This window comes from Streptomyces sp. AgN23, from assembly GCF_001598115.1.
Classification (GTDB): domain Bacteria; phylum Actinomycetota; class Actinomycetes; order Streptomycetales; family Streptomycetaceae; genus Streptomyces; species Streptomyces antimycoticus.
This window is the reverse complement of record NZ_CP007153.1, coordinates 3,369,098-3,391,920: the sequence shown is the minus strand read 5'-3', so window position 1 is coordinate 3,391,920 and position 22,823 is coordinate 3,369,098. Positions and strand designations below refer to the sequence as shown.

The following is a 22,823-nucleotide window of genomic DNA, read 5'->3' as shown; positions in this document are numbered from 1 at the left end:
CATTTGTTTCACCCAGGTTAACCGGCCGGAGGGGGGTTACGGGGACCTCGTGGCCTCGGAAAAGGCACCGGACGGCCTGCCCGGGGCCGACGGGCGGGGGCCAGGCCCGGGGAACGTATGCGGTCGCAGTAACGTAGACGGGTGGACAAGAGGCAAGCAATCGGATCGTGGCTTTCCGGGCCCCGCGCGGCCGCCGAGGACATGGGCGTCGACTTCGGCTACCGGGGCCAGGGGCTCGGGCTCCCCGAGAGCGGACCGGGCGCCATAGCGCCGTTGGGCCGCCGTTTCGGGGCACTCTTCATCGACTGGGCCCTGTGCCTGCTCGTCTCCTACGCCCTGCTGTCCGGCCGCGACGCCCAGGCCGCCGGGAACTGGGCGCTGCTGGTCTTCCTGGTGCTGAGCCTGGTCACGGTGGGCACCGTCGGCGCCACCCCCGGCAAGCTGCTGCTGAAGCTGCGGGTCATCGGCGAGGGCGGGGTGCGGCTGAGCCTGCCGAAGGCCGTGCTGCGCAGTGTGCTGGTGGTGCTGGTCATCCCGGCGGTGGTCTGGGACCGCGACACCCGCGGGCTGCACGACCGGCTCTCCCGCGCGGTGCAGATCAGGGTCTGAGCCCCGGGTTCACACCCGTACGGATTGCGTACAACGGCGTTACGTACGAGACGGCGGCCCGGATGTCCGGGCCGCCGTCTCGTATCCGTTTCGGTGCGGGGAGCGCTCAGCGCCCCTTCGGCATCCGCATCCCCTTGGGCATCGGCCCCTTCGGGATCGGCATGTTGCTCATCAGGTCGCCCAGCGCGCGCAGGCGGTCGTTGACCACCGTGACCTGTGCGCCCGGCAGCACCCGCGGAAGCTTCAGCAGCGTGGTGCGGAGCTTCTTGATCTCGACCTGGCCCTCGCCGGAGCCCACGATCACATCGTGGACCGGAACCTCCGCGACGATGCGCGCCATCTTCTTCTTCTCGGCGGCCAGCATGCTCTTGAGCCGGTTCGGGTTGCCCTCGGCGACCAGCACGACGCCCGCCTTGCCCACCGCGCGGTGGATGACGTCCTGGTTCCGGTTCATGGCCACCGCGGGGGTCACCGACCAGCCGCGGCCCACGTTCTCCAGTACTGCGGCTGCCGCGCCCGGCTGGCCCTCCATCTGCCCGAAGGCGGCCCGCTCGGCACGGCGGCCGAAAATGATCGCCATCGCGAGGAACGCCAGGACGAAGCCCAGGATGCCAGCGAAGATCGGGTGGCCGATCAGGAAGCCGATCGCGAGAAGGACACCGAAGGTGACAATCCCCACGCCGGCGACGACAAGAGTGACCTTCGGGTCGACCCGTTTGGTCATCTTGTAGGTCAGGGCGATCTGCTTCAGCCGCCCGGGGTTCTCGGATGTTTCCTTCCTCGCCATACAGCGAAGTTTACGTGGCCTGGGAGGTGCTGGTGGACACGGCCTCCAGCACGTGTTCGGCCTCGTCCCGGTCCTTGGCCCGACGGCGGTCCTCGAGCACGGCCGTCCAGGCGTTGCGGCGGGCGGTGCGCTGCCCGCCCCGCAGCAGCAGACCCTCCAGGACGAGGAGCGCGTCGGTGACGGACGGGCGTACGGGCGCAGCCGGCATGGGTACCCCTCGGAAGCGGCGGATGATCGCTACGCACAACGTATAAGCAGTGCGTGGCTCAATCGTTACCCATTGGTGTTACCAGTGCGTGACTGGCCGGTCAAACACCGATGAAGCCCTGCTGCGGCCCGTATTTCACCCTTGACCTGCGGCGTTCTCAAAGCCTTCGGATATGTGTGTGCCCGCAATCACACAGCGTGTTGCTCACACGGGGCGATCGGCGCACGGTCCGTGACGGAGTGTGACTCAGACCGCCGGGGAGGCCGCGGCGACATTGCGCTGCTCGATGGCCTGCTGGTACAGCCGGCCGGCCCGGTACGAGGAGCGGACCAGCGGGCCGGACATGACGCCCGCGTAGCCGATCTCCTCGGCCTCCTCCTTGAGCTCCACGAACTCCTGGGGCTTGACCCAGCGCTCCACCGGATGGTGCCGGGCGGACGGCCGCAGGTACTGGGTGATGGTGATCAGCTCACAGCCCGCGTCGTAGAGATCCTGCAGCGCCTGGCTGATCTCCTCGCGCTCCTCGCCCATGCCCAGGATCAGGTTGGACTTGGTGACCAGACCCGCCTCGCGCGCCTTGGTGATCACCTCGAGCGAGCGCTCGTAGCGGAAGCCCGGACGGATGCGCTTGAAGATCCGCGGCACCGTCTCGACGTTGTGCGCGAGCACCTCGGGGCGGGACGAGAAGACCTCGGCGAGCTGCTCGGGGACCGCGTTGAAGTCCGGGATCAGCAACTCCACGCCGGTGTCGGGCATCAGGGAGTGGATCTGGCGGACGGTCTCCGCGTAGAGCCACGCGCCGCCGTCCTCCAGGTCGTCACGGGCCACACCGGTGATGGTCGCGTACTTCAGCTCCATCGTGCGTACGGATTCGGCCACCCGGCGCGGCTCGTCGCGGTCCAGCTCCTGCGGCTTGCCGGTGTCGATCTGGCAGAAGTCGCAGCGCCGGGTGCACTGGTCGCCGCCGATGAGGAACGTCGCCTCGCGGTCCTCCCAGCACTCATAGATGTTCGGACAGCCCGCCTCCTGGCACACGGTGTGCAGGCCCTCGCGCTTCACCAGGCCGTGCAGTTCGGTGTACTCGGGGCCCATTTTCGCCCGGGTCTTGATCCACTCGGGCTTGCGCTCGATGGGGGTCTGGCTGTTCCGGACCTCCAGGCGCAGCATCTTGCGTCCGTCGGGTGCGACTGCGGACACGTCCGGCACTCCTCTTTGCTTGGCTCTGCTTGGCGGCTCGGCGTGGCGAGTTTGCCGGCGGGCTTTCGAATCGTCGGCGGTCACCAGGGTACGCCCGTGGTTCGTACGCATTTACGTCCAGGGCAACCGATAGGGGCGAGGGCGCATTCCCGGACGGGCCGGACCCGGAAGGGCCGCGATGCCGGAGCGCCGGACCGGGAAGGGGCGCCTTTCCGGAGCGCCGGACCCGGAAAGGCCGGGCCGGTGGGCCCCGGGCCCCGACGGGTGGGCCCCGGCGGGTGGGCCCGGCCCGGGAGGGTCAGACCGCCCGCGGCAGCGGGACGGAGGACTCCAGGACGTCCCGCAGATGCCGCTCGACGACCGGCAGCACCTCGGAGATCGGCACATCCCGGCCCAGCTCCTCCGAGAGCGAGGTCACACCCGCGTCCCGGATACCGCACGGCACGATCCGGTCGAACCAGGTGTTGTCCGGATTGCAGTTGAGCGAGAAGCCGTGCATCGTCACGCCCTTGGCGATCCGCACCCCGATGGCGGCCAGCTTGCGGTCCTCACGGCGCTGCCCGGCGTTGGACGGGGCGTACTCCGGCCCGTTCAGCCGCGCGTCGAACTCCTCGTCCTCCAGCCGCGGGTCGAAGTCCAGCTTCAGCCCGCCGAGCGCGGGGCGCTGGTCCACCGGGTCGCCCAGCACCCACACCCCGCTGCGGCCCTCCACCCGGGTCGTCTCCACGCCGAACTCCGCGCAGGTGCGCAGCAGCGCCTCCTCCAGGCGGCGGACATGCGCGATGACGTCCACCGGGCGCGGCAGCTTGAGGATCGGATAGCCGACGAGCTGGCCCGGGCCATGCCAGGTGATCTTGCCGCCCCGGTCCACGTCCACCACCGGGGTGCCGTCCAGGGGGCGCTCGCTGTCGGCCGTGCGCCGGCCCGCCGTGTAGACCGGGGGATGCTCCAGCATGAGGCAGGTGTCGGGGATCTCGTCCGCGAAGCGGGCGGCGTGCACCCGGCGCTGCTCCTGCCACGCCTCCTCGTAGTCCACGGCGTCCGCGCCGAAGCCCAGGTGGACGTAGCGCAGTGCCGGTGAGCCGGGGACCGACCCCGGCGAAGCAGTGGTCACGGCGGTCACGGCAAGCTCCTTTTCGGCCCACGTGCGATTGGGGGCGGAGCCTCGCGGCGGCGCCCCCGCCACTGTACGACCGTGTCCCCTTACGTCCTCACCCGGCCCGTTCTCACACGATCGGATGAATGCCGCCCGACGGCCGCGATCAGCCCTCTAGCGGCAGTTACATTCGCGCCGTTCCACAGAGCGATCAGGGAGACCGGCAAGCTGATGACGGAACGACCCCCGCAGCGCATTCCCAATCGTCAGCTCGCCGCGCTCATCGCCGAGGCTGGCTTCTCCAACGCTGGGCTCGCCCGGCGGGTGGACCAGCTCGGGCTGGAGCACGGTCTGGACTTGCGGTACGACAAGACATCGGTGACGCGGTGGCTGCGCGGACAGCAGCCACGCGGCACCACCCCGGCGCTGATCGCCGAGGTGTTCACCCGGCGGTTAGGGCGACGGCTGACCGCCCAGGACCTGGGCCTGGACGCCTGTGCGCCCGTCTACGCGGGGCTGGAGTTCGCCGCCACCCCGCAAGAGGCGGTGGACATCGTCAGCGGGCTGTGGCGGAAGGACTCCGGAAGCCATGCGGAGCTGCGGAAGATCGCCTTCACTCCGGCGGGGCTGGTCGTCCCGAGCCGTGACTGGCTGATCGGGCGGCCCGACGACCGGGTGGCGCGCGGTGAGCCACCGGCGGGCGGCGTCCCGGCGGGGGCGGCCGTGGGAGCCGGGACGGGGCCCGGGGCCGGGGTCGGTACCGGGGCCGGGGCCGCGGCCGGGCGGCTGCCCGCGCAGGGCGGCCGGGCGGGGGGCCCGGCCGGGGTGGCACCGGGGCGTACGGCCATTCAGGGCGCGCATGGCCCGCAGGGCGCGAACGGCCCTCAGGGCGCGCAGGGCGCCCACGCCGCCCACGGCGCTCACGGCGCCCAGGGGCGGGCGCCGCTGCCCCGTCAGCGCCGGCACGACCGCGACCGGCGCGCACCGGGCTACCGGGTGACCTCCGGCGATATCGCGGCCCTGCGCTCGGTCGGTGAGCTGTTCGCGGCGCTGGACCAGACGTACGGCGGCGGCCACGCCCGCCAGGCCCTGGTGCGCTATCTCGAGCACGAGGGCGAGCCGATGCTGCGCGGCTCGTACAACGAGGCGACCGGGCGGCGGCTGTTCGGCGCGGTCGCCGATCTGACCCGGCTGGCCGGATGGACCTCGTTCGACATCGCCGCCCACGGTCTGGCGCAGCGCTACTTCGTCCAGGCGCTACGGCTGGCGCAGGCGGCCGGGGACCGCACGTACGGCAGCTATGTGCTGGTGACGATGAGCCGCCAGGCCGTCTATCTCGGCCATGGGCGGGAGGCCGTGCAGCTGGCCCGGGTGGCCCAGCAGGGGGTCGGCGGCGGCGCCCCGCCCGTGCTGCAGTCGCTGCTGCACGCGATCGAGGCGCGCGGCCATGGCGTCCTGGGCGAGGTGCGCGCGTGCACCGCCTCGCTCGCCCGCGCCGAGCGGGCGCTGGAGACGGCCCGGCCGGGGGACGAGGTGCCGTACTGGGCACGGCTCTTCGACGAGGCGCAGCTGGCCGACGAGTTCGGCCACTGCCACCGCGATCTGCAGCAGTACCGGGCCGCCGCCCAGCACGCGGAGCGCTCCCTGCAGCTCCACGGCGCCGGTTTCGCGCGCAGTCGGCTGTTCTGCCGGGTGGTGCTGGCGAGCGCGCGGCTGGGCCTCGGCGAGCTGGAACAGGCATGCCAGCTGGCGGCGGAGGCCGCCCAGCAGGCTTCGGAAATGCGGTCGGTGCGGGCGGTGGAGTACGTACGGGACTTCGAGCGCCGCCTGGAGCCCTACCGGGACGCGGCCCCGGCCCGGGGCTACCGAGAGCGGGTGGCGGCGCTGGGGTAGGGGCGGGGGTGGGAGGGGTGCGGGGGCGCGGGGGCGGGATGGCGCTGACTCAGGTGGCGGGGCGGGGGCGCAGGGCGGGAGGGTGGCTGATCAGGCGGCGGGGCGCGGGGCTGCGGCGCGGGGCGGTCGCCGCTCGGGTGGCGGGGTGCGGGGCCGCAGGGCGGGGCGTCGCTGCACAGGTGGCGAGGCGCGCGTCCAGGCGCGCGGATGGTGCCCGGGCGAGGTGTGATCAGGCGTTCAGACGCTGCCTGGGCGGGGTGTGTTCAGTGTCCAAGAGGTTGCCTGGGCCGGGTGTGGTCAGGAGTCCAGGACGTTGCCTGAGCCGGACGGGTCAGGTGTCCAGGAGGGGTGCTCGGGGTGGATGGGGTCACGTCCGCGACGGGTGTGTGCCCAGGGCCGGGCGTGGTCAGGGCCGGGTGCGGTCGTGGTCAGGGCACCGGGCGGGTCAGGCGTCCACGACGAGGCCGAAGGTGCGCTCCAGGCCGGTGCGGCCCGCGTCGGTCAGGTGGATCACGCGGCGGCGGCTGCCACGGCGGATCCAGTCCAGCGCGAACAGTCGGTCCGTCAGGGCGGCCCCCAGCGCCCCGGCCAGATGGTGGCGCTGCTCGGTCCAGTCCACGCAGTAGCGGATGAGCGGGCGGCGCGCGGGGAGCCCGTCCGCGTCCACGCCGAACGCCGCCAGCTCCGCGCGCCCCGGGTCCGTCAGCCGGTACGTGGTGTCGTTGCCCGGGGCGGAGAGCCGGTCGCTCTCCGTCGCCTCGGGATGGAAGCGTCCGTCGCCGCCCTCCAGGACCTCGCGTTCCAGCAGCGCTGCCATCAGAGCTACTCCGAGGGCGCCCGCGACATGGTCGTAGCAGGTACGCGCCCGGCGCAGGGCGTGTGCGTGGGTGCTCTGGCGCAGCGAGGTGACCGGCAGCGGCGGGGCGATCCGGGCCAGCGCCTCGAGGGCCTCGCCGACGGCGGGGCCGGTCAGTCGGTAGTAGCGGTGCCGCCCGTGCGGCTCGACCCGCACCACCCCGGCCTCCAGCAACTTGGCCAGATGCCCGCTCACCGTGGAGGCGCTGACCCCGGCCTCGGTGGCCAGCACGCTCGCGGGCAGGGCGCGGCCCTCCAACAGCGCCTGCAGGACGCGGGCGCGAGACGGATCGGCAATCGCGGCGGCCGCGCGGGCGATGTCGGCGTCACGGGCGTCCGTGGTGGTGGCCATGGGTCCAGCGTAGGTCGGGGTCGCTTCGGCAGCGGACGAAGTGTGGACGGACGCCCGTGCGCACCTCGGCGATACGGCCCGTAGCACAGCCTTGTGCTGCGCGCTTCGGGCCCGGCCGGGCGGGTTGGCGCGACGCAGTCCGCGGGGCCTCCCCCGCGCGCCTCGCTGGCCCCGTTCGCCGCGCGCCTTGGGCCTGCCGCGCCTTCCAGCCTCCGGCCTGAGGCCGCAGGCTCCGGCATGGCCGCCCTTCGGGCCGGGCGGAGCCGAGCGCCGGGGCTGCGCGATGTGGCCCCCGACGCCGCCCGTCCCGCATGCCCTGCGCCGTTCCCCGGTGCTCCAGGCGCGCACCCGCCCTCGGCCCGCGCGCCGTGCGCTGCCTGCTTGGGGCTGGGTGCCTCGCCCTAGGAGCATCCGCCTGTGGCCGCGGGCTCCGGCGTGCCCGTACTTCGGGTGCGATGCGGTCCGAGACCTCCGCCGGTGTCCGGCGGGTGATGCCCCGTTCCCCGCGCGCCCTACGCGCGCCACGTCTTGGCCCGCACGTCTTGGCCCGCACGCCTCGGCCCGCACGCCTCGGCCCGCACGCCTCGGCCCGCGCGCCTGGCGCCGCGTGCTTGGGGCCGGACGCCTCGCCGTACGAGCCTCCGGCCGCAGGCCGTGTGCTGCGGCGTAGGCAGGCGCTTCGGGCGGGACCGGACGTCGTCCGATGAGGTTCATGGCACCCATTTCGCGCGCGCCTGGGCGCGCCATGCTTCGGTCTGGGCCGAAGGGATCAGGGGCGAGGGTGGAGGCATGAGGACGTACCGCTCCCCGCATCGCACCTCGGAATCCTCGGCTCCGCCTGTGGCGGCCGCCGTACGGAGGATGCCGTTGCTCGCCATCTGCCTCGGGTACTTCCTGGTCATCCTGGACGTCACCGTCGTCAATGTGGCCGCGCCCCGTATCGGCGCCGGGCTGGCGGCCGGGCAGGGCGCGCTGCAGGGGGCACCTCCCGGCCGAAGGCTGGGGGAGGATCGTGGACGGGTACACGCTGGTCTTCGCCGGGCTGCTGCTGTTCTGTGGCGGGCTGGGGGACCGGCTGGGCCATCGGCGGGTGTTCCTCGCCGGGCTCGGGCTGTTCACGGTGGCCTCCGCCGGGTGCGCGCTCGCGCCGACCGTCGCCGTTCTGGTCGGCGCGCGGCTGGCGCAGGGGGCCGGGGCGGCGACCATGGTGCCCGCCTCGCTCGCGCTGCTCGGGGCGCTGCACCCCGAACCGGCCGCGCGCGCCAGGGCGTTCGGGGTGTGGGGCGGCATCGCGGGGGTCGCCGCCGCGGCCGGTCCGGTGCTCGGCGGGGTGCTGGTGTGGGGCGTGGGCTGGCGGACCGTGTTCCTCGTCAACGTCCCCCTGGGCGCGCTCGCCGTCTGGCTCACCATCCGTCATGTGCCCGCCACGCGCCCGCGTCCGCGCGGGGAGCGTCCGCCGCTGGACCTCGCCGCCCAGCTCACCGGCGTCATCGCGGTGGCCGCCCTCACCGCCGGGCTGAACGAGGCGGGAGGGCGCGGCTGGACCGATCCGCTGGTGCTCGGTGCCCTGGCGGCCGCGCCGCTCGCGGGGGCGCTGTTCCTGTGGCTGGAACGGCGCGCGGCGGCGCCCGCGCTGCCGCCGCGGCTGCTGACCGGTTTCCGGTTCCCGGCCGCCCTGGCCGTGGGGGTGCTGCTCAACCTCGGCTTCTACGGGCTGCTCTTCCTCACCACCCTTTACTTCCAGCGCCACCGGGGCTGGGACCCGCTCTCCACCGGTCTGGCGCTGCTGCCGATGGGTGCGCTGGTCGCGGTCGCCTCGCCGCTGTCCGGGCGGGTCGCGGCGCGCGTGGGCCCCCATGTCCCGGCCGTGGCTGGGCTGTTGACCGGGGCGGTGGGGTTGCTCGGCTGGGCGGCCGTGGGGCCGCACACGCCGTACGCGCTGCTGGTCGTGCCGCTGTTGCTGGTCGGGTTGGGTACCTCGTTCACCATGCCGTCGGCGACGATCGCGGCGATGGAGGCCGCGCCGCACGAGGTGCGCGGCGCGGCGTCCGGCGCGTTCAACGCGGCGCGGCAACTGGGCAGCGCCATCGGCGTGGCGCTGTTCGGAACGCTCGCCGCGGCATCCGCGAGTTCCGCCTTCTACGCCGGGATGCGGCGGTCCGCCGTGATCGCGGCCGGATGCTTCCTGGGCGGCGCGCTGCTGGCGGCGGTGTCGGGGCCCGCCGCCCGCGCGGTGTCCAACGCCTCTGCCACTGAGGCGCCTTGACGCGTACGCCAGGGACGCGTACGCCAGGGACGCGGCCGTCGAGGCGCGGGCCGTCGAGCGGCACGCGCTCGTCGGCGCCGCACCGGGGGTGAGTGGGCCCCGGCCCCGGATCGTGTGGCAGTCGAGGTGGCGGGCGCCGGGTCCCGGGCCGCGAGCCGAACCGGGGCCTGAGCCCAGTGGGCCTGCCGTGCAACCCAGGGGGCGCGTCGGTCAGGCCGCCGTGGCGCGGGTGCCGGTCTCTACCCTGCCGCGAGCCGTAACGGGAGCCTGGGCCTCAGTGGCTGGGCACCGCGGGATCTCTCACGGGTCGGGCGACTGTGGCCGTGGGTGCCTGTTGTTGCGGGTTGCGGGTTGCGGGTTGCGGGTCGCGTGGCTGGGGCCTGGGTCTGGGCCGTCCTGTGCTGCAGGGTGTCGCGGGCCGGGCCGGGCCGCCGCACCGCGGGTGCCTGTTTTGCCCGGGGCCCTGGCCCCCCTGGGCCCTGGCCCCCTGGGCCCTGGCCCCCCTGGGCCCTGGCCCCCCTGGGCCCTGGCCCCCCTGGGCCCGGGCCCCGGGCCGCGTAACCGGAGCCTGAGCCTCAGCCGCGCCCTGTCCCGACGCGCATGCCGCCGCTCAGGCCGCCGCTCAGGCCGCCGCCACGGGGACGGATCCGGTGCCCGCGTTGCCGGCGTTCGTGTCGGATCCGGCGGCCGGTGGGGCGCCGAAGTCGCTGAGGACCGCTCGGGCCGCCCGGCGGCCGGAGGCCAGGGCGCCTTGCACCGTGCTGGAGTCCCGGTGGTCGCCGCAGACGTACAGCCCCGACAGCAGCCGCACCGGGCGGCGCGGGTCGTGCGGGGCGGGCATGGCCGGGACCGCGTACGGGTCATGGTGCGTGGCCAGCAGCTCCCAGCCCGCGGTCGACGTGCCGTACACCGCCGCCAGTTGGGCCCTGACGGCCCGGTCGAGCTCGGCGGCGGGCAGGGCGGCGGAGGCGCCCAGCACCGTGGAGGTGATCAGCACCCTTCCGGGCGGGGTGCGGGAGGGGTCGACCTCGCTGGCCACCATGGTGTGGGCGACCGGGCCCCGGCCGCCCGCGGCGAGTATCAGCGCGGGCTCGCGCAGCGGCGGCCGGTCGGCGGTGTGGTGCATCACGGTCACCGGGTGGAAGGCCGGTACCCGCAGCCCGGGCAGGAGTTCGGCCGCGTCATGCGCACCGGTGGCCACCAGCACCGCACGGCAGCCGATCTCGCCGTGCTCGGCGGTGGCGACGGCGGTGGTGGAGGCCGATACGGCCCGGACGCCCGTACGGACCGTCCCCGGCGGCAGCGCGGCCGCGAGCAGCTCGGGGACGGTGGACGCGCCGCCCGCCGGAAGGCAGAGGCGGCCGCGTGCGTAGCCGCGCAGCGCGAGGTCGGCGCAGCGGCTGGAGGTGGTGAGGTCCGGGTCGCTCAGCAGCGAGACGAGCAGCGGACGCAGCACCCCCTCGACCGTACGAGCAGGTAGGCCCCGCCCCCCCAGGGTCTCGGAGACCGGCCGGTCGGGGCGGGCGAGCAGGCGGTCCGCGGGCAGGGCGGCGAGCCTGCCGAGCGCGGCACCGAGTCGGGCCTGGTCGAGCCCGCTGCCGAGCGGCGCGCGGGCGGCGTTGGCGAGGGCGCGTGCCGAGGTGAATGCGCCCCTCATGCTCCGGGGGGTGTCCACCCGGTGCGTACGCCCCTCGTTGTGGACCAGCACCCCCTGGGCGAAGGGGCGCAGGGCGAGGGCGCCGAGTCCCGGAGTGCGCCGCAACTCCGGGAAGGAGGTGTTCATCAGGTGACCGGTACGGTCCAGCCGGTAGCCGTCGACGCTGTCGGTCGTCATCCGTCCGCCCACGTGGGGCGCGGCCTCGAGCAGCGTGACCGCCACTCCCGCGTCGGTCAGCCGATGAGCCGCGGCCAGCCCCGCGAGCCCGGCGCCGACGATGACGACATCCGTGCGGTGCGCGCGCTTGAGCACGTGTCCTCCCCGAGGTCGGTGCGTCCGTCACAGGGGCTGCTGCCCCGGCCGGCGGCCCGGATACGTGGGTCCCGCGTGACGGCTCGCGAGACGGTCTTGACGGTACGGACAGAAACGGTCGATGCCAGACGCGCATCGACCGGGCACGGGCGCACACCGGTCGCACACGTCATCGAGTGATGCGCGACCGGGGGAGTGCGAGGGGCGCCAGGGGGGCGCCAACCCTCCTACGGCAGCGCCGCCTTGATGGCCTCGTCCACATGCGGGTGGACGAAGGTGAAGCCGGAGTCCAGGAGGCGGCGGGGGATGGCCCGGACGCTGCCGAGGACGTCGCCGGACATCCCGCCCAGGGCGATCCGCAGCGCGGGCGCGGGGACCGTGAAGAGCGTGGGGCGGCGCAGCACGCGGCCCATGGCCGCCGTGATCTCGCGGTTGGTGACCGGCGTCGGCGCGGTGAGGTTGACCGGGCCGGTGAGCTCGGGCGTGTCGAGGATGTGGCGCAGTGCGGCGACATGGTCCCGCAGCGAGATAAAGCTCCAGTACTGCCGGCCGCTGCCCATCCGCCCGCCGAGCCCCAGCTTGAACAAGGGGAAGAGCTTCCCCCACGCCCCGCCCTCGGCGGAGACCACCAGACCGGTCCGGGCGAAGACCGTGCGGACGCCCGCCTCCTGCGCCGCGGTCGCCGCCTCCTCCCAGTCCTGGCAGAGATCCGGAAGGAAACCGTGGCCGGGGGGCGCACTCTCGTCGACCGCGCGCTCCCCGGTGTCACCGTAGAACCCGACCGCGCTTCCGCTCACCAGCACCCGTGGCGGGGTGTCCAGCGAGGCGATCGCCTCGGCGAGGGCGGCGGTGCCCAGCACCCGGCTGTCCCGGATCTCCTTCTTGTACGCGTCGGTCCAGCGCCGGTCGCCGACGCCCGCGCCCGCGAGATGGACCACGGCCTCACAGCCCATCAGCCCCTTGGTGTCCACCCGCTCCCGCTTCGGGTCCCACTCCACCTCGTCCTGCGCACGCGGCGGACGCCGCACCAGGCGCACCACCTGGTGGCCGTCCTCGTGCAGCGAGCGGACGAGTGCCGTGCCGATGAGCCCTGAGGAGCCGGTGACCGCGATACGCATGGCCCCCATCCTGCCCTCGATCACGGGAGGGATGTCGGACAACAGGCGGGCGTGGCACAGTGACTCGCATGTCCCAGCCTTCCGGCCCACCCCAGCCTTCCGGCTTGCCTCAGGGGTCCGGCTTGCCCCAGCCCTCCGGCCGACCCCAGGCGTCCCAGCGGCCCGAGCTGATCATCCGGCCCGCCGTGATCGACGACGAGACGGCGCTGGCCGAGCTGGACCGCCGCACCTGGTCGGTGCTGCATTCCGTGCAGCCGAAGCCGCAGCCGCCGTACGACCCCTTCTTCACCCAGCACAACCGCGTCGAGCACATCCTCGTGGCCGAACTCGGCGGATGCCCCGTCGGCTATATACGGCTCGTGCCGTCGACCCCGCTGGCCTGCAACGCGCATGTCCGCCAGATCCAGGGGCTCGCGGTGGACGAGCAGGCGCGGGGCAAGGGCGTGGCGCGGGCGCTGCTCGGTGCCGCGCGGGAGGAGGCGCGGCGGCAGGGCGCGACCCGCATCACGCTGCGGGTGCTGGGCCACAACATCCCGGCCCGGCGGCTGTACGCGTCGGAGGGATTCGCGGTGGAAGGCGTGCTGCCGGGGGAGTTCCTGCTGGCGGGGGAGTACGTGGACGATGTGCTGATGGGGCGCTCGCTGGACACCTGAGGCGCTGGGGAGGCGCTCGGGAGGATCAGTCCCTGAAGCGCTCCCACAGCCGGGGATACCGCGCCGCCAGCACCGCCTCGCTCTCGAAGTCGAGGGGCTCCCCGATCGGTTCCCGGGGCGCGGGGGAGATCCCCAGCTCCGGCAGGGGCGCCCCGGTCAGGCGCTCGTACGCCTCGTCCGCCGCGTACCCCAGGTCCTCGCAGTCGCCGTCCACCTGATCATCGAAGTCCTCGAGCAGGTCGGCGAGCGCGTCCGGATCGTGCAGCGCGCCCTCGAAGATCTCCCGGCCCTGGCCGATCAGCCAGAAGCGGAACGCCTCGAAGGCGTCGTCGCCGACCCCGCCGAGCAGCACCCAGGCGGCGCCCCACACATCCCAGCGGTACGCCCGGTTGGAGCGGGCCTCGAAGTGCCGGGCGAAGTCCAGCACCGCGTCGGGGTCGAGTTGTGACAGCTGGTCGACGAGCAGATCGGACTGGTCCTCGGGATCACCGTCCGCGGCCTCCCGAGCGCTGTCGACCAGCCCCCAGAACTCCGTTTCGTCCATCATCACGCGACCTCGTCCATCATCACGGGACCAGGATCGGCCCTCCCGCGCACCCCCGCACGCGGAACGCGCCGGATGCGACCGCTTCTCATACCCGACAGCAGGTGTCGGGTTTCCCTGCGAAGGTCGACCTGGGTCGAACCGGATCAACCCGGGGTTGACCCAGGTCACCCACAGGGCATCAGCACCGAGAGGACGTATGGACGTGAGCACACAGGGCGCACTGGCGGGCAGGGTCGCGCTTGTCGCGGGGGCGACGCGCGGCGCGGGCCGGGCGATGGCCGTCGAACTGGGGGCGGCCGGGGCCACCGTCTACGCGACGGGCCGCACCACACGGGAGAGCGTCAGCGAGGTGGGGCGGGCCACGGAGACCATCGAGGAGACGGCGGAGCTGATCACGGCCGCGGGCGGCACGGGCATCGCGGTGCCGACCGACCATCTGGAGCCCGAGCAGGTCCGGGCGCTGGTGGAGCGGATCGACCGGGAGCAGGGCCGGCTGGACGTCCTGGTCAACGACGTATGGGGTGGTGAGGCGCTGATCGAGTTCGGCAAGAAGAGCTGGGAGACGAATCTCGCGGGCGGGCTGCGGATGCTCCGGCTCGGCGTCGAGACCCACCTCATCACCAGCTACTACGCACTGCCGCTGCTGATCCGGCACCCGGGCGGGCTGGTGGTCGAGGTGACCGACGGCAACGAGGAGTACAACAAGACCTACCGCGAGAACCTCTTCTACGACCTCGCCAAGAACGCCCCGATCCGGATGGCCTTCGGGCTCGCGGAGGAGCTGAAGGAGTTCGACGGCACGGCGGTGAGCGTCTCGCCGGGCTTTCTCCGCTCCGAGCAGATGCTGGACCACTTCGGGGTGACGGAGGAGAACTGGCGCGACGCGGTGGAGAAGGAGCCGCACTTCGCCATCGCCGAGTCGCCGCACTTCGTCGGACGGGCGGTCGCCGCGCTCGCCGCCGACCCGGACCGGGCGCGCTGGAACGGGAAGTCCGCCTTCAGCGGGGAGCTGGCCAAGGTCTACGGCTTCACCGATCGGGACGGCTCCCGGCCGGATGCCCTCGGCTACTTCCGGGACGTCGTCTTCGGAGGCAAGGAGGGCACGGCCGCCGACTACCGATAGAGCGCGGAGCCTTGCCGGGGCCGGGGCCGGGGTCGGGCCCGGCGCTCACCGGTACAACTCCGCAGTGCGGCGCGCCGCCTCGGCGAAGAGCGCCCGCAGCTCCGGCGGCCCCAGCACCTCCGCCTCCGGGCCGAGCCCGAGCAGCTGGGTGAGGGCGACCTCGTACGACTCGACGGGCAGAGTGACGGTGAGCCGCCCCTGCCCGTCGGGCTCCCCGGCCTCGCGTACGGCCTCCTCGGCCGCCGTCCGGTCCGTGACATGCGGCAGCGCCCGGGCACCGGCCGGGGTCAGCCGCACGACGGCCTTCTCCCGCAGGATCGAGCGGGCGAACTGATCGGCTCGCTCTCCCCAGAAGCCGGGCAGGTCGAAGTCCTCGTCCCGGGTGAAGTGGGCGCCGTCCGCTTCGACGGCCGTGAAGCGATCCACCCGGTACACCCGGAAGCCGCCCTCCACGCGTGCCGCGAGATACCAGACGCCCGCCTTGAGCACGAGCCCGTACGGTTCGAGCTCCCGGCGGACCTCCGCGTCCCGGCGCCGGTAGCGCACGGTGATCCGCAGATCGTCCCAGACCGCGTCGGCGATCCTCGGCAGCAGCTCCGGCGCCTCCGGCTCCCGCCACCAGCCCGGGGCGTCGAGATGGAACCGCTGGGCCACCGTGTGCGAGGCGTCCCGCAGCTCCGGGAGCAGCGCGGCGGACACCTTCAGCCGGGCGGCGGAGGCGGCGTCCGCGAGCCCCATCTCGCGCAGCGCTGAGGGGACGCCGGACAGGAACAGCGCCTCGGCCTCGGTCCGCCCGAGGCCGGTCAGCCGGGTGCGGTAGCCGCCGATGAGCCGGTAGCCCCCGGCCCGGCCCCGGTCCGCGTAGACCGGGATCCCCGCCTCGGAGAGCGCGGCGGCGTCCCGGGTCACGGTGCGCTCCGAGACCTCCAGCTCCCGCGCCAGCTCGGCCCCCGTGATCGAGGGCCGAGCCTGGAGCAGAAGCACCATCTTGATGAGCCGGGCAGCACGCACGACCTCATGATGCCGTGCGCTGCGGGCGGGCGTGGAATCACGGCGCGTGACCCGGCCCCCGGCCCCCGCCGGGGCCGCGCCCCGGGACCCCGCTCCTCACCCGCCGGAGGGGCTGGACCCGGCGCCGTCAGATGCCGTACCGCTCCGCGGCCTCCTTGGGCGCGGTGTCCCGTACGACGCCCTTCCGGGCCAGCCGGGACAGCGCGGCCACCACGATGGCCGGGGCGTCCACGCCGAAGTGGCGGCGGGCGGCCTCGCGGGTGTCGGAGAGGCCGAAGCCGTCCGTGCCCAGCGAGTACCAGTCCTGCTCGACCCACTGGCTGATCTGGTCGGGGACCGCACGCATCCAGTCGCTGACGGCGAGGACCGGGCCCGGTGCGCCTGCCAGGGCACGGGTGACGTACGGGACCCGGTCTTCGCCCTTGAGCTGCGCCGCGTCACAGGACAGGGCGTCACGGCGCAGCTCGCTCCAGGAGGTGGCGGACCACACGTCGGCGGCCACGCCCCAGTCGTCGGCGAGGAGTTTCTGGGCCTCCAGCGCCCAGTGGATGGCGGTGCCGGAGGCGAGGAGCTGGATGCGGGGGGAGTCCTCGGCCGGGGCCGTGGCCTCCTGGTAGCGGTACAGGCCCTTGAGGATGCCTTCCTCGACGCCTTCGCCCTTGGGCATCGGCGGCTGGACCTTGGTCTCGTTGTAGACGGTCAGGTAGTAGAAGATGTCCTCGGCCTCGGGGCCGAACATCCGCCGCAGACCCTCCCGCACGATCACGCCGATCTCGTACGCGAACGCCGGGTCGTAGGCGAGCGCCGCCGGGTTGGTGGAGGCGATCAGCGGGGAGTGGCCGTCGGCGTGCTGCAGACCCTCGCCGGTCATCGTCGTACGGCCGGCGGTGGCGCCGATGAGGAAGCCGCGGCCGAGCTGGTCGGCGAGCGCCCACATCTGGTCGGCGGTGCGCTGCCAGCCGAACATCGAGTAGAAGATGTAGAAGGGGATCATCGGCTCGCCGTGGGTCGCGTACGACGTCGCGGCGGCGGTGAAGTCGGCCATCGAACCGGCCTCGGTGATCCCCTCGTTGAGGATCTGACCGTTCTGCGCTTCCTTGTAGTACAGGAGCTGATCGCGGTCGACCGGGTCGTAGGTCTGGCCGAGCGGGGAGTAGATCCCGGCGGTGGGGAAGAGCGACTCCATGCCGAAGGTCCGCGCCTCGTCCGGCACGATCGGCACCCAGCGCCGCCCGGTCTCCTTGTCCCGCATCAGGTCCTTGACCAGCCGGACGAAGGCCATGGTGGTGGCGATCTCCTGGCTGCCGGAGCCCTTGGCGAGCGCCTCGAACGGCTTCGGGGAGGGCTCGGGCAGGGCCACCGCGTGGACCTTACGGGCCGGGGCGGGGCCGCCGAGGGCCGCGCGGCGCTCCTGGAGGTAGCGGACCTCGGGGGAGTCGGGGCCGGGGTGGACGTAGGGGACGAGGCCGTCGTCCAGCTTGCTGTCCGGGATGGGGAGTTCGAGGAGGTCCCGCATGGCGCGGAACTCCTTGCCGGTCAGCTTCTTCATCTGGTGGTTGGCGTTGCGCGACTCGAAGCCGGGGCCCAGCGTCCAGCCCTTGACGGTCTGGGCGAGCACCACGGTCGGGGCGCCCTTGTGCTCCATGGCCGCGCGGTAGGCCGCGTACACCTTGCGCGGCTCATGGCCCGCGCGCGAGGTGTGGAAACACTCGGTGAGCTTGGCGTCCGTGAGCTGCTGGGCCAGCCGGGCCAGCTCCGGCTCGGCGCCGAAGAAGTGCTCGCGGACATAGGCCGCGTCACGGGTCGCGTACGTCTGGAACTGGCCGTCCGGGACCTCGCGCAGCCGGCGGACCAGCGCACCCGAGGTGTCCAGCGCGAACAGCTCGTCCCAGGCGGAGCCCCACAGCGACTTGACCACGTTCCAGCCCGCCGCGCGGAACTGGGCCTCCAGCTCCTGCACGATCTTGAAGTTGGCGCGCACCGGGCCGTCGAGCCGCTGCAGATTGCAGTTGATGACGAAGGTGAGGTTGTCCAGGCCCTCGCGCCCGGCGAGCGCCAGGGCGGCCGTCGACTCCGGCTCGTCCATCTCGCCGTCGCCGAGGAAGGCCCAGACGTGGGAGTCGGCGGTGTCCTTGATGCCGCGCGCCGCCAGATAGCGGTTGAAGCGGGCCTGGTAGATCGCGGAGATCGGACCGATCCCCATCGAGACGGTGGGGAACTCCCACAGCCACGGCATCCGCCGCGGATGCGGATAGGACGGCAGCCCAGGAACATCGCTGCCGCCCGCCTCGCGGCGGAAGTGGTCCAGGTGGTGCTCGGTCAGCCGCCCGTCGAGGAAGGCGCGGGCGTAGATGCCGGGGGAGGCGTGGCCCTGGATGTAGAGCTGGTCGCCGGAGCCTCCCCCAGTCTTCGACCGGGAGGTGCCCCCTGCCTCCTTGCCGCGGAAGAAGTGCTGGAAGCCCGTCTCGTAGAGCCAGGCGGCGGAGGCGAAGGTGGCGATGTGACCGCCGAGGCCGTCACGGCTGCCGCGGGTGACCATCGCCGCCGCGTTCCACCGGTTCCAGGCGGTGATGCGGCTCTCCATGGCCTCGTCGCCCGGGAACGCGGGCTCTGCGGCGGTCGGAATGGTGTTGACGTAATCCGACTCCAGCAGGGGCGGCAGGGCGAGCCCGGTGCTCTCGGCGCGCTCCAGGGTGCGGCGCATGAGATACGAGGCGCGGTGTGACCCGGCCGCCTGCGCGACGGCGTCCAGGGAGGCGCCCCATTCGGCGGTCTCCTCGGGGTCACGGTCGGGAAGCTGGTCGAGCGCACTCGGCCGCGTGCGTGCGAGATCGGTCATGAAACCGACTGTAAGTCTGATCGATGATCGATCAAAGCTCTGTCGGGGAAAAAGTGCTCCGTAAGGCGAAATTGGCATTCCGTGCCGCGAAACTAGGCACGCGGTGCACAGCCGAGGACATGTTCCTTGACCAGTTCGCCGACCTTCGGGTCCCGCCGCTTGAAGGCGTCCACCACCGCCTGGTGCTCCTCGGCGTACGACTCCTGGACGGTGCCCAGCCAGCGGATCGACAGCGTCGTCCAGATCTCGATGCCCAGCGACTCCCAGGTGTGCAGTAGCACGCTGTTGCCCGACGCCCGTACCAACTCCCGGTGGAACGCCACGGTGTGCCGCACCTGCGCCTCCGCGTCGGCCTTACGGTCCGCCTCGTACAGCCCCCGCACCTCGGGCTCCAGGGCGGAGGTGTCCTCGGCCAGCACGGGCGCGGCCAGCTCCGCCGCGATCTGCTCCAGCCCGGCCCGTACCGGATAGATCTCCTCCAGGTCCGAGGCGGTCAGATTCCGGACCCGGACGCCCTTGTTGGGAGCCGACTCGATCAGCCGTAGCGACTCCAGCTCCCGCAGCGCCTCCCGTACGGGCGTCTGGCTGACCTCCAGCTCCGTGGCGATCCTGCGCTCCACGATCCGCTCGCCCGGCTTCCAGCGGCCGCTGACGATGCCCTCCACGATGTGCTCGCGGATCTGCTCGCGCAGCGAGTGGACGACGGGCGCGGCCATGGGGGACTCCTTAGAACCAGCGGTGAACAGTAGCCATTATCCCGGCACTGCGGTAACGAAAACCGCGCCCCGCACGAAAGCCCGTGCGGGGCGCGGCACTGCCTCGGAGGGATCCTCGGAGGGCTCAGAGACCGAGGTCCACCTCGAATTCACCGGTCTCCAGGATCTCCTTGACGGCCGTCAGGTAGCGGGCCGCGTCGGCACCGTCCACCAGGCGGTGGTCGTAGGAGAGCGCCACGTACGTCATGTTGCGCACCGCGATGGTCTCGCCCAGCTCCGGGTGGTCGATGACCACCGGGCGCTTGACGGTCGCGCCGATGCCCAGGATGGCGACCTGGTTCGGGGGCACGATGACCGTGTCGAACAGCGCACCGCGCGAGCCGGTGTTGCTGATCGTGAAGGTGGCGCCGGACACCTCATCTGGGGTGATCTTGTTGGAGCGGACCTTGCCCGCCAGCTCCGCCGTCTTCTTGGCGATACCGGCGATGTTGAGGTCGCCCGCGTTCTTGATGACCGGGGTCATCAGGCCCTTCTCGGCGTCCACCGCGATGCCGACGTTCTCCACGTCGAAGTAGGTGATGGTGCCGTCGTCGTTGATCCGTGCGTTGACGGCCGGGTGGGCCTTCAGCGCCTGGACGGCGGCCTTCACGAAGAACGGCATCGGCGAGAGCTTGACGCCCTCGCGCTGGGCGAACGCGTCCTTGGCCTGCGCGCGCAGCCGCATGACCTTGGTGACATCCACCTCGATCACGCTGGTGAGCTGCGCCTGCTCGTGCAGGGCCTTCATCATGTTGTCGCCGATGACCTTGCGCATCCGCGGCATCTTGATGGTCTGGCCACGCAGCGGGGACGCCGCCTGCGGGGCGGCCTTCGGCGCGGCGGCGGCCGGGGCGGCCTGGGCCTGGGCGGCGGCCTTGGCGGCCTCCGCGGCGGCGATGACGTCCTGCTTGCGGACGCGGCCGCCGACGCCGGTGCCCTTGACGGTGGACAGGTCCACGTTGTTCTCGGCGGCCAGCTTGCGCACCAGCGGGGTGACGTAGGCACCCTCGGCCTCGGGGGCCGCGGGAGCGGGGGTGGCCGGAGCCGCGGCCGGGGCCGGGGCGGGCGCCGGAGCGGCCGGGGCCGGCTCGGGAGCGACCGGCTCCGGGGTGACGGCCTGCGGCGCGGGGGCGCTCGGGGCCTGCGGGGCCGGGGCGGGCGCCGGGGCCTCCTGGACCGGCTCGGGGGCCGGGGCGGCCGGGGCGGGCGCGGCGGCCGGAGCGGCGGCACCCTGACTGGCCGTACCGATCACGGCAAGCTTGGCGCCGACCTCGGCGGTCTCGTCCTCGCCGACCAGGATCTCCAGCAGGGTACCGGCGACCGGGGCCGGGATCTCGGTGTCGACCTTGTCGGTCGACACCTCGAGCAGCGGCTCATCGGCCTCGACGGACTCGCCGACCTCCTTGAGCCAGCGGGTCACGGTGCCTTCGGTCACCGACTCGCCCAGCGCGGGCAGGACCACATCGGTGCCCTCGGCGCCACCGGCCGGAGCGGCGGCGGCAGGGGCGGGTGCGGGGGCAGGGGCCTCGGCGGCGGGCGCCGGGGCGGGCTCGGGCTGAGCCGCCGGAGCGGGCTCGGCCGCGGGGGCGGGGGCCTCGGCCGGGGCCGCGCCGCCGTCGTCGATAACGGCCAGCTCGGCGCCGACCTCGACCGTCTCGTCCTCGGCCACCTTGATGGACGTCAGCACACCGGCCGAAGGGGCCGGGATCTCGGTGTCGACCTTGTCGGTCGACACCTCGAGCAGGGGCTCGTCAGCCTCGACGCGCTCACCTTCGGCCTTGAGCCAGCGGGTGACGGTGCCCTCGGTCACGCTCTCGCCGAGCGCCGGCAGGGTTACGGAAACCGCCATGGTGTTCGGTTGCTCCTTAACGATCTTTGCGGATGGTTCGCGCTCGGGATGATCAGTCGTGGGAGTGCAGCGGCTTGCCGGCCAGGGCCAGGTGGGCCTCGCCGAGCGCCTCGTTCTGAGTGGGGTGGGCGTGGACGAGCTGCGCGACCTCGGCGGGCAGCGCCTCCCAGTTGTAGATCAGCTGAGCCTCGCCGACCTGCTCGCCCATCCGGTCACCGACCATGTGGACGCCGACGACGGCACCGTCACGTACCTGCACGAGCTTGATCTCGCCCGCGGTCTTGAGGATCTTGCTCTTGCCGTTGCCCGCGAGGTTGTACTTCAGGGCGACGACCTTGTCCGCACCGTACAGCTCCTTGGCCTTGGCCTCGGTGATGCCGACGGAGGCGACCTCGGGGTGGCAGTAGGTCACCCGCGGCACGCCGTCGTAGTCGATCGGAACGGGGTTCTGGCCCGCCAGCCGCTCGGCCACCAGCATGCCCTCGGCGAAGCCGACGTGGGCCAGCTGGAGGGTCGGGACCAGGTCACCGACGGCGGAGATGGTCGGCACGTTGGTCCGCATGTACTCGTCGACGAGGACATAGCCGCGGTCCATGGCGACCCCGGCCTCCTCGTAGCCCAGGCCCTGCGAGACCGGGCCACGGCCGACGGCCACCAGCAGCAGCTCGGCCTCGAAGGTCTTGCCGTTCTCCAGCGAGACCTTGACACCGTCGGCGGTGTACTCGACACCGGAGAAGCGGGAGCCGAGGGAGAAGTTGATACCGCGCTTGCGGAAGGCGCGCTCCAGCAGCTTGGAGCTGCTCTCGTCCTCGACCGGGACGAGGTGGGGAAGCGCCTCGACGATGGTGATGTCGGCCCCGAAGGACTTCCACGCGGAGGCGAACTCGACGCCGATGACGCCGCCGCCCAGCACGACCGCGGACTTCGGCACGCGGTCCAGCACCAGGGCGTGATCGGAGGAGATGACGCGGTTGCCGTCGATCTCCAGGCCGGGAAGGGACTTGGGCACCGAACCGGTGGCCAGCAGGATGTGGCGGCCGGTGTAACGCTCGCCGTTCACATCGACAGAGGTCGGGGAGGACAGCCGGCCCTCACCTGTCACATAGGTGACCTTGCGGGAGGCGATCAGGCCCTGCAGACCCTTGTACAGGCCCGAGACCACGCCGTCCTTGTACTTGTGCACACCCTCGATGTCGATGCCCTCGAAGGTGGTCTTCACGCCGAATTCCGAGCCCTCACGGGCCTGGTCGGCGAGCTCACCGGCGTGCAGCAGAGCCTTGGTGGGGATACAGCCACGGTGCAGACAGGTGCCGCCCAGCTTGTCCTTCTCGATCAGGGCGACGTCCAGACCCAGCTGCGCCGCGCGCAGGGCAGCGGCGTAACCGCCGCTACCGCCTCCGAGGATCACTAGGTCGAAAACGGTGCTGGCGTCGTTCGCCACGTCACGTCCTCCATGCATGGTGCGCCGGGGCCGGCCTTGGTCGGCCGGGCGGCGGCGTGTGTTCGGCCGCTTCTTACATCGGCGGCCCTGGTGTCGGGGGCCCTGTCCTGCCGGGACAACATCTTCGCACTTGTTGGGAGGAGACGGGACGCGGGGCCGCTGTGTGAGAAATCTCCACACCCCAGTTCAGGGGTTACTCCTGCGTATCCGGAACGCCGAGCCCCGTCGATTTCGTTGAGGGCGAAATCGACGGGA

18 protein-coding genes are annotated in these 22,823 nt (G+C 72.8%); 5 read left to right on the top strand and 13 right to left on the bottom strand.

What is annotated here, in order from left to right; translation table 11 throughout:
* The first annotated feature begins 141 nt into the window (after window positions 1–141).
* The gene (locus AS97_RS14875) at window positions 142–609 is read left to right on the top strand and encodes an RDD family protein (protein WP_078641008.1); all 468 of its coding nucleotides are present in this window, start codon (window positions 142–144) and stop codon (window positions 607–609) included.
* A gap of 106 nt (window positions 610–715) precedes the next feature.
* Here AS97_RS14875 and AS97_RS14870 read toward each other — a convergent pair whose 3' ends face one another.
* The 4 genes from AS97_RS14870 to lipB form a co-directional block, all read right to left on the bottom strand.
* On the bottom strand, window positions 716–1,396 hold the full coding sequence (locus tag AS97_RS14870; protein WP_059143230.1) for a DUF4191 domain-containing protein: 681 nt from the start codon (window positions 1,394–1,396) through the stop codon (window positions 716–718).
* 10 nt (window positions 1,397–1,406) lie between these two features.
* The gene (locus tag AS97_RS14865; protein ID WP_014060111.1) at window positions 1,407–1,604 is read right to left on the bottom strand and encodes a hypothetical protein; all 198 of its coding nucleotides are present in this window, start codon (window positions 1,602–1,604) and stop codon (window positions 1,407–1,409) included.
* A gap of 246 nt (window positions 1,605–1,850) precedes the next feature.
* Window positions 1,851–2,801, bottom strand: a complete 951-nt coding sequence (lipA, locus tag AS97_RS14860) for a lipoyl synthase (protein ID WP_210565042.1) — start codon at window positions 2,799–2,801, stop codon at window positions 1,851–1,853.
* A gap of 298 nt (window positions 2,802–3,099) precedes the next feature.
* Complete coding sequence (lipB, locus tag AS97_RS14855; RefSeq protein ID WP_197049042.1) at window positions 3,100–3,924, bottom strand: lipoyl(octanoyl) transferase LipB; 825 nt, start codon at window positions 3,922–3,924, stop codon at window positions 3,100–3,102.
* 204 nt (window positions 3,925–4,128) lie between these two features.
* On the opposite strand from lipB, the gene AS97_RS14850 reads away from it, so the two are divergent.
* On the top strand, window positions 4,129–5,790 hold the full coding sequence (locus AS97_RS14850) for a regulator (protein WP_210565040.1): 1,662 nt from the start codon (window positions 4,129–4,131) through the stop codon (window positions 5,788–5,790).
* 445 nt (window positions 5,791–6,235) lie between these two features.
* Here the strand turns inward: AS97_RS14850 and AS97_RS14845 are convergent, their stop codons facing one another.
* Window positions 6,236–6,997, bottom strand: coding sequence for a helix-turn-helix domain-containing protein (locus AS97_RS14845; protein WP_059143374.1), 762 nt, complete (start codon window positions 6,995–6,997; stop codon window positions 6,236–6,238).
* A gap of 1,012 nt (window positions 6,998–8,009) precedes the next feature.
* On the opposite strand from AS97_RS14845, the gene AS97_RS14840 reads away from it, so the two are divergent.
* A complete protein-coding gene (locus tag AS97_RS14840; RefSeq protein WP_247204371.1) occupies window positions 8,010–9,263 on the top strand; it encodes an MFS transporter in 1,254 nt (417 codons plus the stop codon).
* 622 nt (window positions 9,264–9,885) lie between these two features.
* Here AS97_RS14840 and AS97_RS14835 read toward each other — a convergent pair.
* Complete coding sequence (locus tag AS97_RS14835; RefSeq protein ID WP_059143377.1) at window positions 9,886–11,232, bottom strand: NAD(P)/FAD-dependent oxidoreductase; 1,347 nt, start codon at window positions 11,230–11,232, stop codon at window positions 9,886–9,888.
* Window positions 11,233–11,459: 227 nt separating this feature from the next.
* A complete protein-coding gene (locus tag AS97_RS14830; RefSeq protein WP_210567214.1) occupies window positions 11,460–12,359 on the bottom strand; it encodes a TIGR01777 family oxidoreductase in 900 nt (299 codons plus the stop codon).
* Between the two features lie 50 nt (window positions 12,360–12,409).
* Between AS97_RS14830 and AS97_RS14825 the strand changes: the two genes are divergently transcribed.
* Window positions 12,410–13,003 (top strand): GNAT family N-acetyltransferase, encoded by a 594-nt coding sequence (locus AS97_RS14825; RefSeq protein ID WP_236669853.1) that lies wholly within the window; start codon window positions 12,410–12,412, stop codon window positions 13,001–13,003.
* Between the two features lie 25 nt (window positions 13,004–13,028).
* Here AS97_RS14825 and AS97_RS14820 read toward each other — a convergent pair whose 3' ends face one another.
* Window positions 13,029–13,547: a DUF4240 domain-containing protein gene (locus AS97_RS14820; RefSeq protein ID WP_059143475.1), complete on the bottom strand. Its 519-nt coding sequence runs from the start codon at window positions 13,545–13,547 to the stop codon at window positions 13,029–13,031.
* Window positions 13,548–13,746: 199 nt separating this feature from the next.
* Between AS97_RS14820 and AS97_RS14815 the strand changes: the two genes are divergently transcribed.
* On the top strand, window positions 13,747–14,673 hold the full coding sequence (locus tag AS97_RS14815) for an SDR family oxidoreductase (protein ID WP_059143380.1): 927 nt from the start codon (window positions 13,747–13,749) through the stop codon (window positions 14,671–14,673).
* Between the two features lie 45 nt (window positions 14,674–14,718).
* Here the strand turns inward: AS97_RS14815 and AS97_RS14810 are convergent, their stop codons facing one another.
* The 5 genes from AS97_RS14810 to lpdA all read right to left on the bottom strand — a co-directional run bounded on the left by AS97_RS14810 (window position 14,719) and on the right by lpdA (window position 22,568).
* Window positions 14,719–15,684 carry a YafY family protein gene (locus AS97_RS14810; RefSeq protein ID WP_125761690.1) on the bottom strand — a complete coding sequence of 322 codons (966 nt, stop codon included), beginning with the start codon at window positions 15,682–15,684 and terminating at the stop codon, window positions 14,719–14,721.
* Window positions 15,685–15,811: 127 nt separating this feature from the next.
* Window positions 15,812–18,523: a pyruvate dehydrogenase (acetyl-transferring), homodimeric type gene (gene aceE / locus AS97_RS14805; protein WP_210565038.1), complete on the bottom strand. Its 2,712-nt coding sequence runs from the start codon at window positions 18,521–18,523 to the stop codon at window positions 15,812–15,814.
* A gap of 92 nt (window positions 18,524–18,615) precedes the next feature.
* Window positions 18,616–19,239, bottom strand: a complete 624-nt coding sequence (locus tag AS97_RS14800) for a GntR family transcriptional regulator (RefSeq protein WP_086708539.1) — start codon at window positions 19,237–19,239, stop codon at window positions 18,616–18,618.
* Between the two features lie 124 nt (window positions 19,240–19,363).
* Window positions 19,364–21,127: a 2-oxoglutarate dehydrogenase, E2 component, dihydrolipoamide succinyltransferase gene (gene sucB / locus AS97_RS14795; protein WP_210565036.1), complete on the bottom strand. Its 1,764-nt coding sequence runs from the start codon at window positions 21,125–21,127 to the stop codon at window positions 19,364–19,366.
* A 52-nt stretch (window positions 21,128–21,179) separates the two neighbouring features.
* Window positions 21,180–22,568, bottom strand: a complete 1,389-nt coding sequence (lpdA, locus tag AS97_RS14790) for a dihydrolipoyl dehydrogenase (RefSeq protein ID WP_014060097.1) — start codon at window positions 22,566–22,568, stop codon at window positions 21,180–21,182.
* Window positions 22,569–22,823: the final 255 nt, after the last annotated feature.